The following is a 20,911-nucleotide window of genomic DNA, read 5'->3' as shown; positions in this document are numbered from 1 at the left end:
ATCCCACTTTCGATTTAGAACGTGTTCTAGTTGTATCACCATCCCGGACCCCGCGAAAGGCCGAGCCCGGCCCGGCTCAGCCGCGCGGCAGCCCGAGGATGCGCTCGGCCGCCACGGTCAGCAGGATCTGCGTCGTTCCGCCCGCGATCGAGAGGCAGCGGGTGTTCAGGAACTCGCGCGCGAGCGGTCCCTCCACCCAGCCGTCCGTGCCGCCGAGTTCCATCGCGAATTCCGCGACCGCCTGCCGCTGCCGGACGCCCACCAGCTTGCGGACGCTCGATTCGGGCCCGGGGTCCTGGCCGTCCAGCTGCCGGAGGGTGGTGCGCAGTTCCAGTTGCGAGCCGACGAGCGCGTTGCCGATGAGCCGGCCGAGCGTGTCGTCGGTGACCGGGTCGCCGTCACCCGCGAGTGCGAGCAGTTCCTCCATCGCCGCGCCCAGCGAGGAGCCCCCGCCCATCGCGACCCGCTCGTTCGCCAGCGTGGTGCGGGCCAGCTTCCAGCCGTCGCCGAGATTCCCGACCACCAGGTCGTCCGGCACGAACACGTCCTCGAGATACACCTCGTTGAACAGGGCGTCGCCGGTGATCTCGCGCAGCGGCGAGATGGTGATGCCGGGGCTCGTCATGTCGACGAGGAAGTAGCTGATGCCCTTGTGTTTGGGCGCCTCCCGATCGGTGCGGGCCAGGCAGATCGCCCAGTCCGCCTCCTGCGCCCTCGACGTCCACACCTTCTGGCCGTTCAGCCGCCACCCGCCGTCCACCTTCTCCGCCGACGTTCGCAGCGCCGCCAGGTCGGAGCCGGCGCCGGGTTCGCTGAACAGCTGGCACCAGATGATCTCGCCGCGCAGCGTCGGGGTGGCGAAACGCTCGATCTGCGCGGCGCTGCCGTGCTCGAGGATGGTCGGCACGGCCCACCAGCCGATCACGAGGTCGGGTCTGCCGATCCCGGCGGCCGCCAGTTCCTCCTCGATCAGGATCTGCTCCGCGGCGCGCGCACCTCGCCCGTAGGGCGCGGGCCAGTGCGGGGCCAGGTAGCCCGACTCGGCGAAGGCCGCGCGTCGCTCCGGCTCCGGCCGCGCCACCAGCGCGGCGATGTCGGCGCGGATCCGGGCCCGCTCGGCGCCAAGGCCCGTCAGGTCGATCGACAGGTGCCTGCGAGCGCCCGCCCGGGTCAGTTCCGTGACCCGCGACCGCCAGCGGGCGGAGCCGCCCAGCAGCTGCCGCAGCGACGTCGCCCGGCGCAGGTAGAAGTGGGCGTCGTGCTCCCACGTGAAGCCGATTCCGCCGAGCACCTGGATGCAGTCCTTGGCGGTCTCGACGGCGGCGTCGAGCGTGATCGTCGCCGCCACCGCCGCCGCCACCGGGAGCTCGCCACCGTCCGCATTCCACGCGTCCTCCGCCGCAACGGCCGCGTCCCACGCCGCGGCCCCGGACTGTTCGACGCGGCACAGCATCTCCGCGCACAGGTGCTTGATCGCCTGGAACGATCCGATCGGTTTTCCGAACTGCTCGCGAATCTTGGCGTACTCCACCGCCGTTCGCAGACACCAGGCCGCGATGCCGGACGCCTCCGCGGCGGCCAGGGTCGCGGCGAGGTCGGACACCAGCCCGTCCCGCACCCCCGTGACCACGCGGTCGGCCGCCACCGCCACCCCGTCGCACCGCACCCGCGCGAGCGGACGGCTCTTGTCGATCGTGTCGGCGACCGAGATGTTCAGGCCGTCGGATTCACCGTCGACCAGGCACCACACGACCTGCTCGCCCGTGTCTGCAGGCAACAGCACGGCGACGCCCGCGTCGCCGCCGATCGCGAAGCCGGCGTCGCCGGTGACCGTCAACCCGCCGTCGGCCCCGAGGGTCGCGTTCACCGGGGAGTTGCCGAGAGCCACCGCGCACGGCATCGCGCCGTCGGCGAGATCCTCGGACCATCGTTTCGCGGCGGCGCCGGAGCTGCGCCCGACGACGAGAGCGGCCAGAGCGGTGGAGAGAACAGGACCCGGGGCGAGTTCGGTCGCGGCCTGTTCGAGCATCGCGGCGAGATCGACGATCTCCGCCCCCGACCCACCGACCTCTTCGGGCACGGCGACCGAGAAAATTCCGAGCGAAGAGAAGGACGGCCACGACGTGTGCCACGAATCTGCTGGTCCTTGCCGTACTGTGACCAGCGGGTCCGTCGACCGCGCCCAAGCCTGGATCGCACCCGCTGCAGCTCTCTGTTCCTCGGTGGTGGCGATAGTCACAACGGGTATCCGCCTCTCCTGAATGACACATTCGTCTAGAACGTGTTCTAATATGACACCTGGCCATGAGTCAAGGCGCGAAGGAAAACAGGTAATGACGACCAGCTCTCGATCACGGTCCACGACGGTCGCTGCGGCGACGCTGGGCGAGGACGATCTCAGTTCCAACGCGCAGAAGGAACGGCGCAAGCGGATCCTCGACGCGACCCTGGCCCTGGCGTCCAAGGGCGGATACGAAGCCGTGCAGATGCGGGCCGTCGCCGAACGCGCCGACGTCGCCGTGGGAACGCTGTACCGCTACTTCCCGTCCAAGGTGCACCTGCTGGTGTCGGCGCTCGCCCGCGAGTTCGAGCGGATCGACTCCCGCGGAAAGAACCCGCCGGGCCGGAACCCCCTCGAGCGGATGCAGCTGATCCTCAGCCAGATCACCCGGGCCATGCAGCGCGACCCGCTGCTGACCGAGGCCATGACGCGCGCGTTCATGTTCGCCGACGCGTCCGCCGCCGCCGAGGTCGATCAGGTGGGCAAGCTGATGGACCGGCTGTTCGCCCGCGCGATGACGGACACCGAACCCACCGAGGACCAACTGGCCGTCGCCCGCGTCATCTCCGACGTGTGGCTGTCGAACCTGGTGGCCTGGCTCACACGCCGCTCGTCGGCGACCGATGTCGCGAATCGGCTCGAACTCACCGTCGAACTGCTGCTCGGTGACGGGAGCCGCAGACCCGAGTAGGACGCGATCGGGGCACAGCCCCGGCCGAGAACGCGCTCACATCCGTCACATCCCCTAGATTTGAACGTGTGAGCGCCCATGATCTGCCCATCGAACTTCGTCGTGCCCTCTCCCGGGTCGCGCGGACCCCTCGTCTGCTCGTCGCGTCCGATTACGACGGCACGATGGCCCCCATCGTCTCGGACCCCGAAAAGGCGTTTCCCCACGCCGAATCGGTGCGTGCTCTCCGCGCCCTGGCCAGCCTCGCCGGAACCACGGCGGCCGTGATCTCGGGCCGGGCACTCAAAGACCTCGCCGCGCTCTCGCGGCTGCCCGCCGAGGTTCAACTCGTCGGCAGCCACGGCTCGGAATTCGACATCGGTTTCATCCATGCGATCGACGCCGACGCCAAGAAACTTCTCGGAGAGATCACCGAGGAACTCCGGCGGATCTCCGCCCTGCACGCCGGCACGTCGGTGGAGGCGAAGCCGGCGAGCGTCGCCCTGCACGTCCGCAACGCCGACGCCGAGGAAGGCGCCCGCGCACTGGCCGCGGTGCGCGCCGACGCCGGGCAGCGGGTGGGCGTGCAGGTCACCGAGGGCAAGTCCGTCATCGAACTGGCCGTCGTCGCCACCGACAAGGGCCATGCCCTCGACCTGATCCGCCACCAGGACGGCGCGACCGCGGCAGTGTTCGTCGGCGACGACGTCACCGACGAGAAGGCGTTCGCACGCCTCCAGGGCCCCGACCTCGGCGTGAAGGTCGGCCCCGGCGACAGTCTCGCCGAATTCCGGGTGTCGAGCACCGAAGATGTCGCCGCGGCCCTCGCGTTCCTGCTCGAGGAGCGCCGCACCTGGCTGTCCGGGGCCCACGCGCCGCCGATCGAGCGCCTCACCATGCTCGCCAGCCCGCGGACCGTCGCCCTCGTCACGCCGGACGCGACCCTCACCTGGTTGTGTCATCCCGAACCCGACTCGGCGTCCGTGTTCGCGCACCTGCTCGGTGGACCGGAGGCCGGCCATTTCAGCGTCGGCCCGCACCGCAGCGCCCTGCCGCTGAGCCAGCGGTACATCGACAGCACGATGACCGTGCAGACCCGGTGGGCCAGCCTGTCCGTCACCGACTACCTGCCGCACGACGTCCGTCTGGGCCGCACCGACCTGACCCGGGTGATCAGCGGGCAGGCCGCCGCCGTCGTGACGTTCGCACCGCGGCCCGAATTCGGTCAGGGCCAGGTCATCCTCGAGGCGGTCAGCGAGGGACTGCGGGTGCACGGCACCAACGAGCCGATCGTGCTGCGCTCCCCCGGCGTGCAGTGGAACGTCACCTCCGACGGCAACCAGCAGACCGCGCATGCCGTCGTCGATCCGTCCGGTGGCGACGTCGTCCTGGAATTGCGGTGCGGCACCGAAGAACTCGGACCGTCGGAGACGCCCGAGCAGGAGCGTCGCGCACTGGCCGAATCGTACTGGTCGGACTGGGCGAAGAGCCTCACCCTGCCCACGCTCAAACCCGACCTGATGAAGCGCTCCGCGCTCACCCTCCGCGGTCTGGTGCACGTCGACTCCGGAGCGATCATGGCGGCCGCCACCACCTCGCTGCCCGAGGAGATCGGCGGCGTCCGCAACTGGGACTACCGCTACTGCTGGCTCCGCGACGCGGCGCTCACCGCGTCCGCGCTCGTGAGCCTCGGCTCCCTCAGCGAGGCCGAGGGCTACCTCGACTGGGTGCACGACGTCCTCGAGACGCTACCCGGCCCCGAACGCCTGCACCCTCTCTACACGCTGCACGGTGGCGGTCTGCCGCCCGAGGCCGTCATCGACTCGCTGCCCGGCTACGCGGGCTCGCGGCCGGTCCGCATCGGCAACGCGGCCAATCAGCAGGTCCAACTCGACGTGTTCGGACCCATCGTCGAGCTCATCCACGACCTGTCCCACGCCCGCGAGAAGCAGGGCGCCGAGGTGGCGCTCAACGACCGGGACTGGGAACTGGTCTGCGCCATGGTCGAGGCCGTCGAACGTCGCTGGTTCGAACCCGACCACGGCATCTGGGAGATCCGCGACAACCCCCGGCACCACGTGTATTCCAAGGTGATGGGGTGGGTCACCATCGACCGTGCGGTGGCGTTGGCCGAGCACTTCGGCCGCGACATCGAGCCCGGGTGGACGCCGTTGCGCGACAAGATCGCGGACGAGGTGCGCGAGAAAGGCTGGAAGGACGAGGTCCGCTCGTACACCGCCGCCTACGACGGCACCGACCTCGACGCCGCCACCCTGTACATCGGACTGTCCGGGCTGATCGACCCGYCGGACGAGAAGTTCGCGGCCACCGTCACGGCCACCGAGGCGGAACTGCGCAGCGGTTCCACCGTGTACCGGTACCACCACGACGACGGACTGCCCGGCACCGAGGGCGGGTTCCACCTCTGCGCGGCCTGGCTGGTGGAGGCGTACCTGCTGATCGGTCAGCGGTCGCAGGCGGAAGCGTTGTTCGCGCAACTGGTCGACGCCGCCGGACCGACCGGACTGCTCAGCGAGGAGTACGACCCCGTCGCCGAGCGGTCGCTGGGCAACCACCCCCAGGCGTACAGCCACCTGGGACTGCTGCGCTGCGCTCAGCTCCTGGCCTGAGCCGGCGGCCGGGTCAGCGTCTGGCGGGCCCGGCCGTCGAACCGCGCAGCAGTTCGGTCTCGAGCATTTCGACGGTCGCGACCCCGGAGTGTGATGGGGACATGAGCAGGGCGCCTGCCCGGCGACCCTTCTCCTCCTGGGGTTGCCGCACGGTGGTCAGGCCCTCGCGCAGTGCGTCGTCGACGCCGTCGAATCCGGTGACCGACAGCTGTCCGGGCACGTCGATGCCCTGCCAGCGCGCCCAGTCCAGTGCGCCGAGCGCGAGGACGTCGGTGGTGCACACGAGCGCGGTGATCCGGGGATTCACGGCGAGCGCCTGTGCGGCACCGGCGTGCCCCGACTTCCCGGTGTGCTCGAACCGCTCGATGACGGTGAGGGTGGCGGGGTCCAGGCCGGCGTCGGACATGGCGTCGCGCACGCCCTCGATGCGTTCGCGCTGGACGTGGAAGTTCGGCGACCGCAGGCGCTCCGCGTCGGCGACCCCGTCCGCGCGGTCGCGCCCCAGCCTCATGCTCAGCACGCCGATGTCGCGGTGGCCGAGGCCGATCAGGTAGTCGGCGAGTCCGCGCATCGCGCCGCGGTCGTCGATGCCGATGAGCGACGCACCCGGGATTTCCCGCGGCTGATCGCACACGACCATCGGCAGGTGCCGCTCGCACACCGCCGCGAGGTACGGGTCGTCGTCCGCCACCGAGTACACGACGAACCCGTCGACGCCCGCCTGCTGCACGACCGCGGCGGCGTCCGCCTCCTCGCGACCCGGGCCCGCCGGGATCAGGAGCAGACCCTGCCCGGCGGCCTCGCACGACTCGGCCAGTCCGGACAGGAAGCTCATCGCGGCGGGGTCGCGGAAGGAGTAGCTGAGGGCCTCGGTGAGCAGCAGTCCCACGGCCCCGGCCTTGCGGGTGCGCAGGGATCGGGCCACCGGGTCGGGGCCGGGATAGCCGCGGCGCTTGGCCGCCTGCAGCACCCGGTCGCGGAGTTCCGCGGAAAGTTGATCGGGCCGGTTGTAGGCGTTGGACACCGTCGTTCGCGAAATATTGAGCTCGGCCGCGAGCGACGCCAGCGTGGCTTGGCGACGAGGCTGTCGAGACCTGGGCATAGGGGGACGTTAGTACCTGGCCCGCGTTCGGGCGCGTCGGGGCTGCACCGAAAGTGCACTACCAGGACCTATCCGCTAAAGTGCAACGGTAACGGTTTCCAATAGCGTTTAGCGTTCGTATTCGGTCAGGAGTTTTCTGTGCGCGCTTCCTCAGGTTTTCGTGCCGTCACGGCGGCCGTCGGGCTGTCGTTCGCCGCGGCCCTCACCCTCACCGCGTGCGGCTCCGACACGACCGGTGACGGCACCCTGACCGTCGTCGCGTCGACGAACGTGTGGGGCAGCGTCGCGCAGGCCGTCGCCGGCGACAAGGTGGACGTCACCTCGATCATCACCGAACCGTCGTCCGATCCGCACTCGTTCGAGGCGAGCCCGACCGACGCCGCCAAGCTCACCGACGCCTCGCTGATCGTCTACAACGGCGGCGGATACGACCACTTCGTCGACGACATCATCGGCACCGGCAACAGCGACCAGCTCACGGTCAACGCGTTCGACCTCCTCGAGGGTGGCGCGCACGCGGGCGAGGGCGGCGGTGACTCGCACGAGGGCCACGACCACGGCGACGTCAACGAACACGTCTGGTTCGACGTCGACACCGTCGATGCCACCGCGCAGTCCATCGCCGACAAGCTCGGCCAACTCGATCCCGACAACGCCGACGCCTACAAGGCCAACGCCGCCACCTTCCACGGTCAGCTCGAGCAGATCTCCGCGATCACCGACGGCATCGCGGCCGCCCACAAGGACGCGCCCGTCGCCCAGACCGAACCGATCGCCTACTACCTGCTGCAGTCCGCGGGCCTGAAGGACGTCACCCCGCCCGACTTCACGAGCGCCATCGAGAACGGCAACGACCCCGCGCCCGCCGCCATCGCCGCCACGCGACAGCTGCTCACCGGCAAGCAGGTGCAGGCCCTCGTCTACAACGTGCAGACGCAGGACCGGGTCACCCAGGACGTGCGGGCCACGGCCGAGTCGGCGGGCATCCCCGTCGTCGAGGTGACCGAAACCCTCCCCGAAGGCCTGGACTACATTCAGTGGCAGACCAACACCGCCGAGTCGCTCGCCGCGGCTCTGCAATAGAACTGATCGGCTTGTGACAGAACCCACTTCGAAGAACGCCGGCAACGGTCGCGTCCCCGCACTGGAACTGACGGGGGCGCGACTGTCCTTCGGCGAACGCACACTCTGGCAGGACCTCGACCTCACCGTGGAACCCGGCGAATTCGTCGCCGTCCTCGGACCCAACGGGTCGGGCAAGACGTCGCTGCTCAAGGTGCTGCTCGGTCAGCTCGCCCTCAGCTCCGGCACCGCGCGCATCGCCGGAACCCCGGCGCGAAAGGGCAATTCGCACGTCGGGTACATCCCCCAGCAGAAGTCGCTCGACGACGGGTTGCCGCTCCGCGGCCGCGACCTCGTCGGGCTCGGCGTCGACGGCCACCAGTGGGGAACGGGTCTCCTCCGGCGAGGCCGGCGCCGGGCCATCGTCGACGCGGCGATCGCCGAAGTCGGCGCCCAGCACTACGCGGACGCGCCGATCGGTTCCATGTCCGGCGGTGAGCAGCAGCGACTGCGGATCGCGCAGGCCCTCGTCGGCAACCCGCAGATCCTGCTGTGCGACGAGCCGCTGCTCAGCCTCGACCTGGCCAACCAGAACCTCGTGTCCGGACTCATCGACCGGCGGCGCCGCACCCACGACACCGCGGTCCTGTTCGTCACCCACGAGATCAACCCGATCCTCCCCCTCGTCGACCGCGTGCTCTACCTCGTCGACGGCCAGTTCCGGATAGGCAAACCGGAAGAGGTCATGACGTCGGAGGTGCTGTCCGAGCTGTACCGCACCGACGTCGAGGTGCTGCACGTGCGCGGCCGCCTCGTCGTGATCGGCACCGGCGACGCCATCGACGCCCTCGGCAGCGCGGGCGGCCTCCGCCCCGGCGAGGGTGTGCACCACACCGACGAGGGACACGCATGAGCAACAAGTTCACCGACGCCATGTCACGCATGTTCGACGTCTCCGCCACCGTCGACCTCCTGCAGTACGACTTCGTGCAGCAGGCATTGATCGCGGGCGCCATCCTCGGCCTCCTCGCGGGAGCCATCGGACCGCTGATCGTGAGTAGGCAGATGTCGTTCGCCGTGCACGGCACGAGCGAACTGTCCCTGACCGGCGCATCCGCTGCCCTGCTCATCGGCGTCAGCGTCGGGGCAGGCGCCATCGCCGGTTCGGTGGTCGCGGCCGTCCTCTTCGGGCTGCTCGGCGCGAAGGCCCGCGACCGCGACTCGGTCATCGGCGTCATCATGGCGTTCGGCCTCGGCCTGTCGGTGCTGTTCATCTGGTCGTACCAAGGGCGCACCGGCACCAGTTTCTCGCTGCTGATCGGCCAGATCGTGGCGCCCGGAGACAGCGGCCTGCAGTTGCTGCTGCTCTGCGCCGTGCTCGTCATCGGAGTCCTCGGCCTGATCTACCGTCCCCTCCTCTTCTCGAGCACCGATCCCGACGTCGCCGAAGCCCGCGGAGTCCCCGTGCGCGCCCTGTCGATCGTGTTCGCCGTCCTCGTCGGCATCACCGCCGCCCTCGGCGTCCAGATCGTCGGCGCACTACTCGTCATGGCACTGCTCATCACCCCCGCCGCAGCCGCCGCCTACGTCACCGCCAGCCCCCTCAAGGCGACCATCCTGTCGATCGTGTTCGCCGAACTCGCCGCCGTCGGCGGCATCCTGCTGTCCCTCGCACCCGGCGTGCCCGTGTCCAGCTTCGTCACCACGATCTCGTTCGTCATCTACCTCGCATGCCGACTCAGCGGCTCCTCACGACGCAAGAACGCCGGACGCATCGCCCACACCCACGCACACACGCACTGAGCCGCCACTATTCGCCGCTCGGCGGCCGAATCGGCCCTCACACGCCGAAGGGTGGCGGCTCAGTGCAAGCGGGCCTAGAGGTGGTCGGGGAAATACGGCGCCAGCGTCGTCGCCACCTTCGTTGCCTGATCGCACGCTGCATCCACAGTCGTGAAATCCTCCAACTCGCTGTACCCGATCATGAACTCCAGAATCCCCGGCTCGATCGCCACCGACACCGTGCACGCACTACCACCGCGAAAATCCGACACCAGCGCACTCCGCCCGCCGATGTCGGTCTCCCTCAGGACGTCGAAGCGGTCGCTCGACTCGACGCTGCTGAACGTTTCGGCACGCGCTGCGATCGTGATGCCGTAATTCGGATTATTAGACAAATACCCACAGCCGAGAGCGCGTGGGACGTCGGTGTCATCGCGTTCCGGCGGCCGCACATCGAGACCGATGGCGCGGATCGCGTCGGGCGGGAGTCCGTCGCACGGATGGAATGTGATCTCAGGTTCCGGTTGCTGGCCCGGCTGACCATCGACTGATTGATTGCAAGCGCTGAGCGCGAAGACTGCCGCGAGAATGACCACGGATCCGACGCGTTTGCGGTAATAGATCACAGTTGCTGTCCTGACTGATTCAAGTCTCCGGCAAGCGCTGAATCTTGCTCCCGATACCGTGTGAGTGTCGCCTCGAACATCGACTTCATATCGAGTGCGTAGGCCTCATGAGCGAGAAACAACCCCACCGCGGTGTTGCCGGAATCGATGGTTCCGCTGCCGCCAATTGCCTTCTCGTCGAACTTCCGAGCAAGGTCCTTCGCTGATTCGATGTCTTCTTCACCTATACCGAGGTCCAGGGCTCGAAGGTCGTTTCGCGCGCGCCTGACCAATTCGCGCATATCCTCCGCATGCTCCTGGCACAGCTTGATGCACTGTTCTAACCCGGCCGGGTCGAGTTCGAGCCTGCCTCCCCCCACGATGTTCTCGGTGAAAGCCTTCCAACCGGCTTCCGGTGCTTCTGGCCCCGCCATGTTTGTGCCCCTCCCTGTGTCGTGCTGTGTCCCCACCTGCGCAATCGCCGGCGCGTGGCAATCTACCAATCGCGGGCACCGACCGAGCCTGCCCGAGGAGTCGTACCCACCCTGATCAGGGTGTCGAGCGAGGATACGAGCTGGTCAGGACCTGCCGGGTGCGCGGCGGCGGGATCGTGCGGGCCGATCACGTAGCGGCCGTCGCCGGCGATGTCGATCCACTGCATGACGCCGACGTCGCGGCCGGTGCCGTAGCGGGGGCCGCGGAAGACTCGGATCTTGCCGCGGCCCGCGTATCCCTTCTGCACAGCGGATTCGAGTCTGGGGACGGGAGCCGCCCGGTTGACCTCCTGCAGGATTCCCTGGGAGAAGTGGGCATCTTCGTCGTCCCGTCGCTGGAACCGGCGCCTGCCGGCGGCGTTCTGCGGGATGAGGCCGATCAGTTGCGCGCCCAGTTTTCCGGCCTGCCCGGCGCCGATCACCACGTCGCCGCCGATCCGCGGTGCCCGGCCGGGGAGTTGTGACGCGATCACGACCCACTGCCGGTGCTGGGCACCGATGATGCGGATCGGTGTCTCGTCGACGGTGGAGCCGGAGATCTCGACATACACCTCGGGCTCGGCGAGCACGCCCAACGCCGACTTCACGTCGTCGTGCTCGGCTCCCCCGAAGGCTTCTCGTATCCGGTTCTGCTCTGCCACATAGGCGTTGAGCCCGGGGTGTGCGCTCACGATCCGGAACGGGTACGGGATGCGGTCCTGCCCGGTGCCTGCCCACAGGGCTTCGAACAGTTCGGGACGCAGCCGCCAATTGCGCACGCTCATGCGCCGATCACCGGCGGCGAGACGAGGGGCAGTTTGCCGATCAGCTCGTTGCCGTTGTCGAGGGTGATCAGGTAGTCGGGCGTCTTGTGTTCCTTGTCCTCGCCGCCGCCCTTGGCAGCCCCGGGGGCGCCGCCCATCATTCCGCCGCCCATCGGGCCGGTACCTCGAATCCCGGCGCCCGTGCGACCACCGGCTGCGGCCCCCGCGACCCCGGGTGTGGAGCCCGGCCGGGCACCAGCCCCCGCCCGACTTCCGGCGCCGACGCCGCTGGCGCCGCCGAGCCCGCCGACGCCGAATCCGCCCGCACCGGCACCCCCACCCGCACCCGCACCTGCGGATCGCGAACCGGCACCCGAGGACGAATCGGCGCCCTGCGGCATCGCCGACCGGCTCTGCGCCTGATCGACCGACACCGAGGCCGGGGCCGTCACCGCCGGCGCGGTGGGCGACGACGGCGCGGTTTCCGCATTCTGCTGCGCGCCGTCCACTGCGGGGGTGCCGGGCGCAGCGGACGCGTCGCTGGCGGGACTGTCGCTATCCGGAGCGTCGCCGGAAGTCGGCCGGCCGGCGCTCGGTCCCCCGAACCGCTCGCTCGAGCTGGGGGCGCCGCTCGAGTAATCGACGCCGGGCGCGGACGGACCCGAAGGAACATCGACCCGGCTCTCCGGTCTCGTGAACGCCGGGACGTTGCCGTCCGAAGTCGCGAGCCCCGGGTTGTAGATCGTGGCCATCTTCTCGCGCGCTTCGCCCTCGCGCCGGTAGTACTCGTCCTCGGTGTCCGTGTCCCAGGGGGTCAGCTTGTCCCACAGTCCGGTGCCGATGGTTTCGGGGACCTGCGACCGCAGCGACGCGACCGTCTCCGCCAGCGGGGTCAGCGCCGCCGCCACTCCGTGAAGTTGATCCTGTGCCTCCGGCGCGGACGTCGAGTACCGCTCGGTCTCGCCATAGGCCGCCGACGCGGCAGCCCCCTGCCAGCTCTCGCTGATCGCCTTCTTGATCGCGTCGCTGAACTCGACGATCGCGTCGTGGGCCGTCGTCCCCAGTTCGGTCCAGGCTCGCGCGATGCCGCTCACGTGCTCGACGTCCATGCCGGCGACGGCACTCGCGATCCTCGCGTGGTCCCACTGGTCCGAGTGGAAGTTCTCGGGATCCTTGATGTATGCCGGGTCGGTCACGTTTCCCCCTCCGATGGCGCGGTCCGCCACACACGGTCAATTGTTCTGACGCAGCAGGACCCTCACCGGTTCCGCCCGCCCCCGCGAGAGAATCTACAAGACGGCATTCGGAACCCTAGTATCGAATATGTGCCGGCAATCGATCTGAACAGCGACCTCGGCGAGAGCTACGGTGCCTGGACCCTCGGCGACGACGTGGCGATGCTGAAGCTCGTGACCAGCGCCAACGTGGCCTGCGGTTTTCATGCGGGCGACCCCGCGACGCTGTGGGCCTGTTGTTCCGCGGCGTCCGAGTTGACGGTCCGGATAGGCGCGCAGGTGGGCTATCACGACCTCGCCGGGTTCGGGCGCCGGTTCATCGACGTCGCCCCGCGTGATCTGACGGCCGACGTCGTTTATCAGATCGGCGCACTCGACGGTCTAGCCCAGGTCTCCGGGTCCGCGGTGGCGTACGTGAAACCGCACGGCGCGCTGTACAACGCGATCGTGCATCACCGTGAGCAGGCCCGCGCGGTGGTCGCGGCGGTGACCGCGTACGACGACACGCTTCCGGTTCTCGGTCTGCCCGGTTCGGTGTTCCTGGAGGAGGCCGAGAAGGCCGGGCTGCGGACGGTCATCGAGGCGTTCGCGGACCGCGCGTACACGCCCGACGGAACGCTGGTGCCCCGCACGACGGACGGCGCGGTCCTGCGCGATCCGGCGGTCGTGGCGGAGCGGGTCCGCAGACTCGTCGTCGATCACACCCTCGAAGCCGTCGACGGCACCGTCCTCGCGGTCACCGCCGAATCCGTCTGCGTACACGGCGATACGCCCGCCGCCGTCGAGATGGCCACCGCCATCCGGTCGTTGCTCGACGCCGAGGGCGTCACGGTGGAGCCGTTCGTGTGATGCGCATCCTCGACGTCGGAGAAAGCGCGATCCTCGCCGAGTTCGAGGACCAGGGCACTGTGCTCGCGCACTTCCGTGCTCTGGACGACTCCCGGCCACCCGGGGTCCGGGAGGTGATACCGGCGGCGCGCACCATCCTGGTGCGGTTCGACCACGGCGCGACGAGCCGCGACCGCGTCGCCAAGTGGGTGCGGACGACGGAACCGGCGGCGGCGGTCGCCGAGGACGCCCCGGAGGAGGTCCGGATCGCCGTGCGCTACGACGGCCCCGACCTCGAGGACGTGGCCGAACTGACCGGGCTCGGTGTCGACGGCGTCGTCGCGGCGCACACCGGAACGCCGTGGACGGTGGCGTTCTGCGGCTTCGCCCCCGGTTTCGGTTATCTCACCGGCGGTGCACCCGACTTGCACGTGCCGCGCCGCGCGACGCCGCGGACCTCCGTCCCCGCCGGGACGGTGGCGCTCGGAGGGGAGTTCACGGGAATCTACCCCCGCTCCTCGCCCGGCGGATGGCAGCTCATCGGAACCACGGACGAACCGATCTGGGATGCCGGGCGCACTCCCCCTGCCCTGCTCCGTCCCGGCGTCGTCGTGCGCTTCGCGCCCGTGAGTACTTATTAACCGCCCGCGGTTAATAAGTACTCACGGGTGGCGGAGCCGCATCACAGGTCCAGGACCAGACGATCACCCCGGGCGCGGGACACGCAGATCATCATGCTGTTGCATTGCGCGCGTTCGCTTTCGGTGAGGAGGTCGTCGCGGTGGTCGACGTCGCCGCTCAGGACCTTCACCTCGCAGGACCCGCAGATGCCCATCTCGCACGACGACGGATGGTCGATGCCGGCGTCGCGGACCGCTTCGAGCACGGTCTGGTCGGGACGCACCGGGAGTACCTTCTCGCTGCGGGCGAGTTCGACCTCGAACTCACCACTCGACCCGACCGCCGGGGCCGCCGCGGCGAACCGTTCGAGGTGGAGGTCGCCGGCGCGACCCGCCTGCGACATTCGTTCCACCAGCGCGTCCATGAGCGGTGTGGGCCCGCAGCAGTAGACCGCCGCCCCCGCCGAGGACGCCACGACGGCCTCCAGATCGAGGCGACCGCTCGTGTCCTGCGGCACCAGCCGCACCGCGGACGCGTCCAGCTCGCTCACGAACGCGAAGTGCTCGGCGGTGCGCGCTCCGTACACGAGCTCCCAGGTTCCGCCGCGGCGTTGCACTTCCCGGATCATCGGCAGCATCGGGGTGATGCCGATGCCGCCGGCGACGAACACGTACCTATCCGCCTCGGTCAACGCGAAATTGGAGCGGGGACGGCCGATCTCGACCACGCGACCCGGGCGCAGCTCGCGATGGACCTCCACCGAGCCACCCCTGCCCGCGGGCAGTTCGAGGACGGCGATGCGGTAGCGGCTCGTGTCGGCGGGATCGCCGCACAGCGAGTACTGCCGGACCGTCCCCGACGGCAGGTGCACGTCGACGTGCGCGCCCGGTTCCCAGGCCGGCAGCTCGCCGCCGTCGGAACGGGCGAACTCGTACGACGTGATCGACTCCGCCTCCCAGCGGGCGGCGACGACACGGAGCGGGAGGGTCTGCGGGTCAGACGAACTCGTTGACATGACTGCCGTCCTTGACGCGGTTCATCAGCGCGGTGAACGAGCGCCGGTAGTTGAGGGTGAACAGGTCGGCGGGTACGGAGAATTCCTGGAACTCGGAATCCCACGGGATTTCACGGGGTTCGATGAATTCGACGATCGGGATGTCTTCGAGGTACACCATCTCCTCGACGCGCAGGCACTCCTCGAGGTCCGCGCCGCGGTAGCCGACCTCGTTGGCGACGCCCCAGAAGATCTTGACGTGCTCGTAATCGATCGGCGACGGGAACCCGGCGACGACGCGGCGGCCCAGCTTCTCGTAGTGGTAGGTGATGGACGCGAGACCCGGTGCGGAGCAGCGGTACCGCATCATGCAGTCGCCGTCGTTGGCCCAGTCGCCGGAGCCGGCGTCGAGGGGCCGGTCCATCCAGACGTCGAGTCCGTCCCGGTTGACGTTCAGCGGTTCGACGACCTCCGGTGTCGGGCCCATCGACACCTTGTGGACGAAGGGGAAGTGCGCGACGTCGCGGAAGTTCTCGATCGTCACCCCGACTCCGACCGACGAGTCGATGGGGTCGGCGGCGAGCCATTCGAGGTCGAGGCCCTGCCACTCCTCGATCTCGTACATGCCGCGGATCGGGTCTTCGAGCACCGTCCAGACGTGACCGAACCGTTCGACGGCGGGGTAGGTGGCGATCGACGCGCGCGGTGGGATCTTGCCCTGATCGGCCAGGGACGGGATGCGGCTGCAGCTGCCATCGGTGCTGGAGAACTCCCAGCCGTGGTAGGGGCAGCCGATGGAGCTCTGGTGCACTTCGCCCATCGACAGGTCGCCGCCGCGGTGCGGGCAGCGCCGCGACTGCACCGAGATCCGCCCCTCGCCGTCGCGGTAGATCACCAGGCTGACGCCGAGAAGCGTGGCCGTCTGGGGCTTGTCGAGGTCGCAGAGGCGGGCGACGGGGAACCAGGAGCGGCGCATCGACGCTTCGGCCAGTTCGCGTTTGGTGGGGGTGGGGATCGAGGTGGTCACGAGGGTCCTTTCGGGGAGTTCAGGCGCCGACGACGAGCGCTCCACCGTTGACCGCGAGGGTCTGTCCGGTGATGAAGGCGGCTCCGTCGGAGGCGAGGAAGGCGACGGCCGCGGCGATTTCGTGGGCGTCACCGAGACGGCCGAGGGGAACGGCGGCGAGTTCCTCGGCGTAGACGTCGTCGGGGACCATCCGGGTGTGGATCGCGCCCGGTGCGACGGCGTTGACGAGGATCTTCTGCGAGACGAGTTCGGAGGCAAGCGCTTTCATCAGCCCGAGTTGCGCGGTCTTGGACACCATGTAGCCGTAGGAGTGGCCGCCGGGGACCTGCCCCCACTGCGAGGAGATGAAGATGACGCGCGGTGCCTCGCTGCGGGCGAGGAGCGGCGCGGCGGCGCGGGTGATGGCGTACGGCCCGAGGACGTTGACGTCGAGGTACGGCCGCAGGTTCGCGACGGGTGTCTCGGCGAGGGTCTTCCAGTCGTGCATGATGCCGGCGTTGTGGACCAGGATGTCGAGGCGGCCCCAATTGTCGTTCGCGACGGCGACGACCCGTTCGCCGGCGTCCGCAGCGGTGACGTCGAGGTCGAGGCATTCGACGCGACGGCCGGTGCTGTCGCGGATCTCCTTGGCGACCGCCGACAGTTCCGCGGCGTCGCGGTCGGCGATGATCAGGTCGGCTCCGCGGGACGCGAGGGTCCGCGCGTGTGCGGCGCCCATGCCCCGAGCCGCGCCGGTGACCAGCGCGACGCGGTCGTCCAGCCGAACACTCGGAATCGCGGTAACACTCATGCGCCGGCTCCCACGATGTGCGGCTCGGTGACGTACAGCATGTTGCCGTCGGGGTCGAAGAACGGGCGGTACTGGTACCAGGTGCCGCTGGGGTGCTTCCACTGGATCCGCTCGTCGACCCATTCGACCCGCCCGTCCAGCGCGGCCTCGGCCTCGTCGAGGCTGTCGACCTCGAACGCGATCGAATCGTAGCCGGGTGCGTTGTCGGGGTTGACCGCGGTGCGGCGCGGAGCGTGTTCGCCAAATTCGGATTTGAAGATGTAGAGCGTCACGTTGCCCATGTCGATCGCCGCCCACTCCTCGTCCTTCTCGTACGGGAGGTGGAAGGGCAGCCCGAGGCCGCCGTGGTAGAACTCCACGAGGGCGTCGACATCGCGCGTGAGGATATCCATGTTGTCGATGCGCTTCAGTTTCAGCACGGTGTTCTCCTTGGTCGGTGCCGCGAAATCGGCAGGAATGGTGCAGGGCCCACCGGAATGGGCGGTCAGGGTTCCGTTCTCGACGTCGAGCGAGACGGTGGCGAGGGTTTCGAAGCGTGCCGACGCCGGCAGGGCCGGGTCGACGTGGCAGCACGTCGCTCCGCCGCCGAGCAGGTGCGACGTCATCGCCTCGACAACCGCGGGGGCGTCGACGTCCGGTCTGCCGGCCAGTCGACGGCGGAGCATGTCGAACCGGATCACGGTGTCCGGTCCGTCCCGGAGTTCCCTGTCGTGCAGGTTCGCTGGGCTACTGAGGAAATGGTTGGTGTGGACGAGGAGGCCGTCGGGGTCCGGCAGTGCGTACCCGATCCCGCCGGGGTTGAGTTCGACGCTCGCGGCGGTGGATTCGCCGCCGGTGCTCGCGACGAGTGTCAGCGACGTCGACGCGGACACCTCCGCCTGGGCGAGCCGGACGAGCGCGTGGTTGAGGTCGCGTGACTCGTCGAGCACGGCGCGGGCGAGCACGTGCACCGGAACGCCGATCCCGTTTCCGTCCCCGGTGTGGTGGAGGATGTTGAAGTGCACGCCCAGGCCGCGGTCGTTGACGCCGATCTTGCCGACGATGCCGTATTCGGTGACGGTGGTGGTCAGGTGACCGTTCTCGTGCGGGATCTCCCAGACGAGCCACAGGTCGGCGAGTTCGGCGAACCAGTCCCACGCCTGCACGGAAACCGGCGGCGCCCCGTCCCGGAGCCGGACGACGGTCGAGCACTCGCTCGGTGTGGTCGAGCCTACCGTCGCAAGCACTTCCGTCCGTGCGTTGATCGCCGCGACCGCGGCCACCGGCAGACCGGCACCCTCCGCGATGCCGGCGATCTCGTCGGCGAGTGCGGGTGCGGCCGCCGTGATCCGCTCGAGGGCGAGGGTCCCCCAGCGGTCGAGGTCGACGGCCGAGCCGGCAGCGCGGTCGAACAGCTGCTGGTACGCGGCCACCGACGCGCCGACCTGTTCCGCGTGGGCACTGCCGAACTCGTAGCCGCGGTCCCACGGCCGGGTCTGCGTGGAGCGGAACCGGCGGGTCACGACGCCACCCGCAGCAGTCGCGGCGCCACCAACTCGGCGACCTCGTCGAGGCGGGCGAACCACACGTCGCCGGATTCGGCCATGTGCGCCACCACCTGCTCGAACTGGGCGAGCCGGTAGGGGCGTCCGATGACCTCGGGATGCATCGTGAAGCTCGTGTGCCGACGTTCGGCGCGGGCGGACTCGAATTCGGCTGTCCAGCAACGGCGCAGTTCTTCAGGGTCGGCGACGTTGCCGCCGCCGTCGATGTTCCAGCCGAAGCGCGGCCAGTCGTCGAGCGACCAGTGCACGGGCAGTTCGAGGATCTCGAGGCCGTCCCAGGACTCGATGTACGGGCGGTCGTCGCCCATACAGCTGGAGTCGTAGAGGAATCCGCGCTCGACGAGCAGAGCGAACGTCTCGGGGGTGAGTTCCCAGGACGTGGAGCGATATCCCTTCGGCCGCGGGACGCCGAGCCGCTCGAGGGCTTCGAGGCCCCTGTCGATCTCGTCGATCTGCTGCTGCTCGCTCACCTTGTCGCTGCGCAGGTGCAGGTGTCCGTGGTGTCCGATCTCGTGCCCCGCGTCGAGCAGGCTCTCCACCATCGCGGGGTGATGCTGCGCGGTGTGTCCGGGAACGAAAAATGTGGCCGAGATGTCGTATCGGGCGAGCAGGTCGAGGATGCGCGGCACTCCGCGCGTGACGCCGTAGCGGCCCTCGGACAGGATGGTCAGACGGCGTGCGTACTCGTCGCCCTCCCCGAGCCAGCCGGCCTCCGCGTCGACGTCGAAGGTCAACGACACCGCGGCGGCCTTGCCGCCCGGCCAGTCTGCGGTGGGAAAGTCCTGAATCGTCAAGACACGCTCCTCTGATTGCGCCGCTTCGGCGGCGGGTGGGACCCGATGCTGCGCATTTCGGCAGCCAATGCGGATTGATTCAACGCTTTGCGTGTTGCAGACCACACTAACAGCGCGCAAACCGACACACAACCCTAGAAACACCAAAACTTTGCGTCGAACTTCGTCGGTCCTGCTGCGCATTGCGCAGCGTCGGTCGCCGGTCTGCGGTTCGCCGTCCCGCAGCGCCGCGTAGGCAGCCGGGCGGGACCGTCGCATCCGCAGGGCGACGACCACACCGACGCCGTACGCGGCGAGCACCAGGCCTCCGATGATCAACGCGCCCAGCCGATCTCCGATGAGGAGTTCGAAGTTGGTCACGACGAGAGCGACCACCGCGAGCAGACCGAGGATCGCGAGCGACGGTGCCACCACCGTGTGCCACCGGCGCTTGTCGAGATCGTGCCTGCGGAAGAACACGATGACCGCCAGATTGGTGAGCGCCATGAGCAGGACGATCCCGAGCGTCGCCGCACCGGACAGCCACGTGTAGGCCTGGGTGATCGGATCGATACCGCTGACCGCGACCACCGCAAGCAGCACTCCGGAGATCGCGGTCAGGACGATCGACGAGCGCGAGGGCGCCCCGTACTTCGGGCTGACCCGGCCGAGCGCCGACGGCAGCACTCCCATCGAGCCGAGAGTGAACTGGTATCGCGTGATGACGTTGTGGAACGACAGCACGCACGCGAAGACGCTGGTCACCACGAGAAGCTGCATGATGTCGTGCACGACCGTCCCCGCGTACCGGGTGGCGAGGTCGAACACCATGTTCACGGGATCGTCCGATGCCGTATCCACCGCATCGGTCGCACCGGCTCCGACGACCACCGCCCACGCGGACAGCGCGTAGAACGCACCGATCGACACGACCGCGACGTACGTTGCGCGCGGAACGGTGCGGTCGGGGTCGCGCGCCTCGTTCCGGAACACGGCCGTGGCCTCGAACCCGAAGAAGGCGAAGAACGCGAACATCAGACCCAGCCCGGGCGAGCCGTCGAACAACGTGGTCGGCAGCAGAGGGGCGGCTGTCAGTCCTGCTGCGCCGCCCTTGACCAGGATGGCGACGTCGAGCACGACGACGATGAGCGCCTCCGCGATCAGGAGTACCCCGAGAACCTTGGAACTGAGCTCGATGTCGCGGTACCCGAGCACGGAGACAATCCCGAAAGCTGCGAACGAGAACACCCACCAGGGGGCGTCGACATGCAGGTACTGCGCGGCGGCGTTGCTCGCCGCCACCCCCTGATAGGAGTAGACGGCGATGAGGAGCATCGAATACGACACGAGCGCCAGCAACGCGGCACCCAGCCCGTTGATCCGTCCGAGCCCGGCCTGCACGTACGAGTAGAACGCCCCCGCGTTGCGGACGTGCCTGCTCATCAGCGTGTACCCGACCGCGAACAGGGTGAGGATGACAGCGGCGATCAGGAAGAACAGCGGCGCACCGATACCGCCGCCGAACGCGATGACGATGGGCACCTGGGCGGCGACGACGGCGAGCGGTGCGGCGGCGGCCACTACCATGAAGACGATGGCGCCGACGCCCAATCCGCGGTTCAGGGGATGCATGCTCTCGCCGCGATCGGGGCCGTCCGGGCCGGCACCGCCGTTCGCGGACAGCGAGGAGTGGGAAGTCATGATTCTGCCGTTCTCGTGAGAAGGTGCGA

18 protein-coding genes are annotated in these 20,911 nt (G+C 69.0%); 7 read left to right on the top strand and 11 right to left on the bottom strand.

What is annotated here, in order from left to right:
* Positions 1-76: 76 nt before the first annotated feature.
* Positions 77-2,239 carry an acyl-CoA dehydrogenase family protein gene (locus AC1DWT_RS05830; protein WP_477920010.1) on the bottom strand — a complete coding sequence of 721 codons (2,163 nt, stop codon included), beginning with the start codon at positions 2,237-2,239 and terminating at the stop codon, positions 77-79.
* A 94-nt stretch (positions 2,240-2,333) separates the two neighbouring features.
* Between AC1DWT_RS05830 and kstR the strand changes: the two genes are divergently transcribed.
* Together kstR and otsB are read left to right on the top strand one after the other, a co-directional pair.
* Entirely contained in the window at positions 2,334-2,972 is a 639-nt protein-coding gene (kstR, locus tag AC1DWT_RS05825) for a cholesterol catabolism transcriptional regulator KstR (protein ID WP_005566090.1), read from the top strand.
* A 68-nt stretch (positions 2,973-3,040) separates the two neighbouring features.
* A complete protein-coding gene (gene otsB, locus AC1DWT_RS05820; RefSeq protein WP_477920009.1) occupies positions 3,041-5,581 on the top strand; it encodes a trehalose-phosphatase in 2,541 nt (846 codons plus the stop codon).
* Positions 5,582-5,594: 13 nt separating this feature from the next.
* Here otsB and AC1DWT_RS05815 read toward each other — a convergent pair whose 3' ends face one another.
* On the bottom strand, positions 5,595-6,683 hold the full coding sequence (locus AC1DWT_RS05815; RefSeq protein ID WP_072939473.1) for a LacI family DNA-binding transcriptional regulator: 1,089 nt from the start codon (positions 6,681-6,683) through the stop codon (positions 5,595-5,597).
* 138 nt (positions 6,684-6,821) lie between these two features.
* On the opposite strand from AC1DWT_RS05815, the gene AC1DWT_RS05810 reads away from it, so the two are divergent.
* The 3 genes from AC1DWT_RS05810 to AC1DWT_RS05800 are packed head-to-tail and all read left to right on the top strand — an operon-like array spanning position 6,822 to position 9,548.
* Positions 6,822-7,766, top strand: coding sequence for a metal ABC transporter solute-binding protein, Zn/Mn family (locus AC1DWT_RS05810; protein WP_072939476.1), 945 nt, complete (start codon positions 6,822-6,824; stop codon positions 7,764-7,766).
* A gap of 13 nt (positions 7,767-7,779) precedes the next feature.
* Positions 7,780-8,658 (top strand): metal ABC transporter ATP-binding protein, encoded by an 879-nt coding sequence (locus AC1DWT_RS05805; protein ID WP_072939478.1) that lies wholly within the window; start codon positions 7,780-7,782, stop codon positions 8,656-8,658.
* Positions 8,655-9,548: a metal ABC transporter permease gene (locus AC1DWT_RS05800; protein ID WP_072939481.1), complete on the top strand. Its 894-nt coding sequence runs from the start codon at positions 8,655-8,657 to the stop codon at positions 9,546-9,548. The genes AC1DWT_RS05805 and AC1DWT_RS05800 overlap by 4 nt, the downstream gene beginning before the upstream one ends.
* Positions 9,549-9,622: 74 nt before the next feature.
* On the opposite strand, the gene AC1DWT_RS05795 is transcribed toward AC1DWT_RS05800, so the two are convergent.
* The 4 genes from AC1DWT_RS05795 to AC1DWT_RS05780 form a co-directional block, all read right to left on the bottom strand.
* Positions 9,623-10,123 (bottom strand): DUF3558 domain-containing protein, encoded by a 501-nt coding sequence (locus AC1DWT_RS05795; protein ID WP_477920008.1) that lies wholly within the window; start codon positions 10,121-10,123, stop codon positions 9,623-9,625.
* A 26-nt stretch (positions 10,124-10,149) separates the two neighbouring features.
* Positions 10,150-10,566, bottom strand: coding sequence for a hypothetical protein (locus AC1DWT_RS05790; RefSeq protein ID WP_477920007.1), 417 nt, complete (start codon positions 10,564-10,566; stop codon positions 10,150-10,152).
* 62 nt (positions 10,567-10,628) lie between these two features.
* Positions 10,629-11,390, bottom strand: a complete 762-nt coding sequence (locus AC1DWT_RS05785; RefSeq protein WP_477920006.1) for an ESX secretion-associated protein EspG — start codon at positions 11,388-11,390, stop codon at positions 10,629-10,631.
* On the bottom strand, positions 11,387-12,565 hold the full coding sequence (locus AC1DWT_RS05780; RefSeq protein ID WP_124396259.1) for a hypothetical protein: 1,179 nt from the start codon (positions 12,563-12,565) through the stop codon (positions 11,387-11,389). Before AC1DWT_RS05780 ends, AC1DWT_RS05785 begins: the two co-directional genes overlap by 4 nt.
* A 129-nt stretch (positions 12,566-12,694) precedes the next feature.
* Between AC1DWT_RS05780 and AC1DWT_RS05775 the strand changes: the two genes are divergently transcribed.
* Positions 12,695-13,453, top strand: a complete 759-nt coding sequence (locus tag AC1DWT_RS05775) for a LamB/YcsF family protein (protein ID WP_072939489.1) — start codon at positions 12,695-12,697, stop codon at positions 13,451-13,453.
* Positions 13,453-14,073 carry a 5-oxoprolinase subunit B family protein gene (locus AC1DWT_RS05770; protein ID WP_124396258.1) on the top strand — a complete coding sequence of 207 codons (621 nt, stop codon included), beginning with the start codon at positions 13,453-13,455 and terminating at the stop codon, positions 14,071-14,073. The genes AC1DWT_RS05775 and AC1DWT_RS05770 overlap by 1 nt, the downstream gene beginning before the upstream one ends.
* Before the next feature lie 41 nt (positions 14,074-14,114).
* Here AC1DWT_RS05770 and AC1DWT_RS05765 read toward each other — a convergent pair whose 3' ends face one another.
* The 5 genes from AC1DWT_RS05765 to AC1DWT_RS05745 are packed head-to-tail and all read right to left on the bottom strand — an operon-like array spanning position 14,115 to position 20,882.
* Positions 14,115-15,068, bottom strand: a complete 954-nt coding sequence (locus AC1DWT_RS05765; protein WP_477920005.1) for a PDR/VanB family oxidoreductase — start codon at positions 15,066-15,068, stop codon at positions 14,115-14,117.
* A complete protein-coding gene (locus tag AC1DWT_RS05760; RefSeq protein WP_477920004.1) occupies positions 15,049-16,074 on the bottom strand; it encodes a Rieske 2Fe-2S domain-containing protein in 1,026 nt (341 codons plus the stop codon). The genes AC1DWT_RS05765 and AC1DWT_RS05760 overlap by 20 nt, the downstream gene beginning before the upstream one ends.
* A 19-nt stretch (positions 16,075-16,093) precedes the next feature.
* Positions 16,094-16,864 (bottom strand): SDR family NAD(P)-dependent oxidoreductase, encoded by a 771-nt coding sequence (locus AC1DWT_RS05755; RefSeq protein WP_477920003.1) that lies wholly within the window; start codon positions 16,862-16,864, stop codon positions 16,094-16,096.
* Complete coding sequence (locus AC1DWT_RS05750; protein WP_477920002.1) at positions 16,861-18,366, bottom strand: C45 family autoproteolytic acyltransferase/hydolase; 1,506 nt, start codon at positions 18,364-18,366, stop codon at positions 16,861-16,863. Before AC1DWT_RS05750 ends, AC1DWT_RS05755 begins: the two co-directional genes overlap by 4 nt.
* Complete coding sequence (locus AC1DWT_RS05745; protein WP_477920001.1) at positions 18,363-20,882, bottom strand: amino acid permease; 2,520 nt, start codon at positions 20,880-20,882, stop codon at positions 18,363-18,365. Before AC1DWT_RS05745 ends, AC1DWT_RS05750 begins: the two co-directional genes overlap by 4 nt.
* Positions 20,883-20,911 lie beyond the last annotated feature (29 nt).

The organism is Rhodococcus sp. P4_B6 (assembly GCF_056402215.1).
Note: the sequence above shows the minus strand (reverse complement) of the source record. Positions and strands in the feature narration are given on the sequence as shown.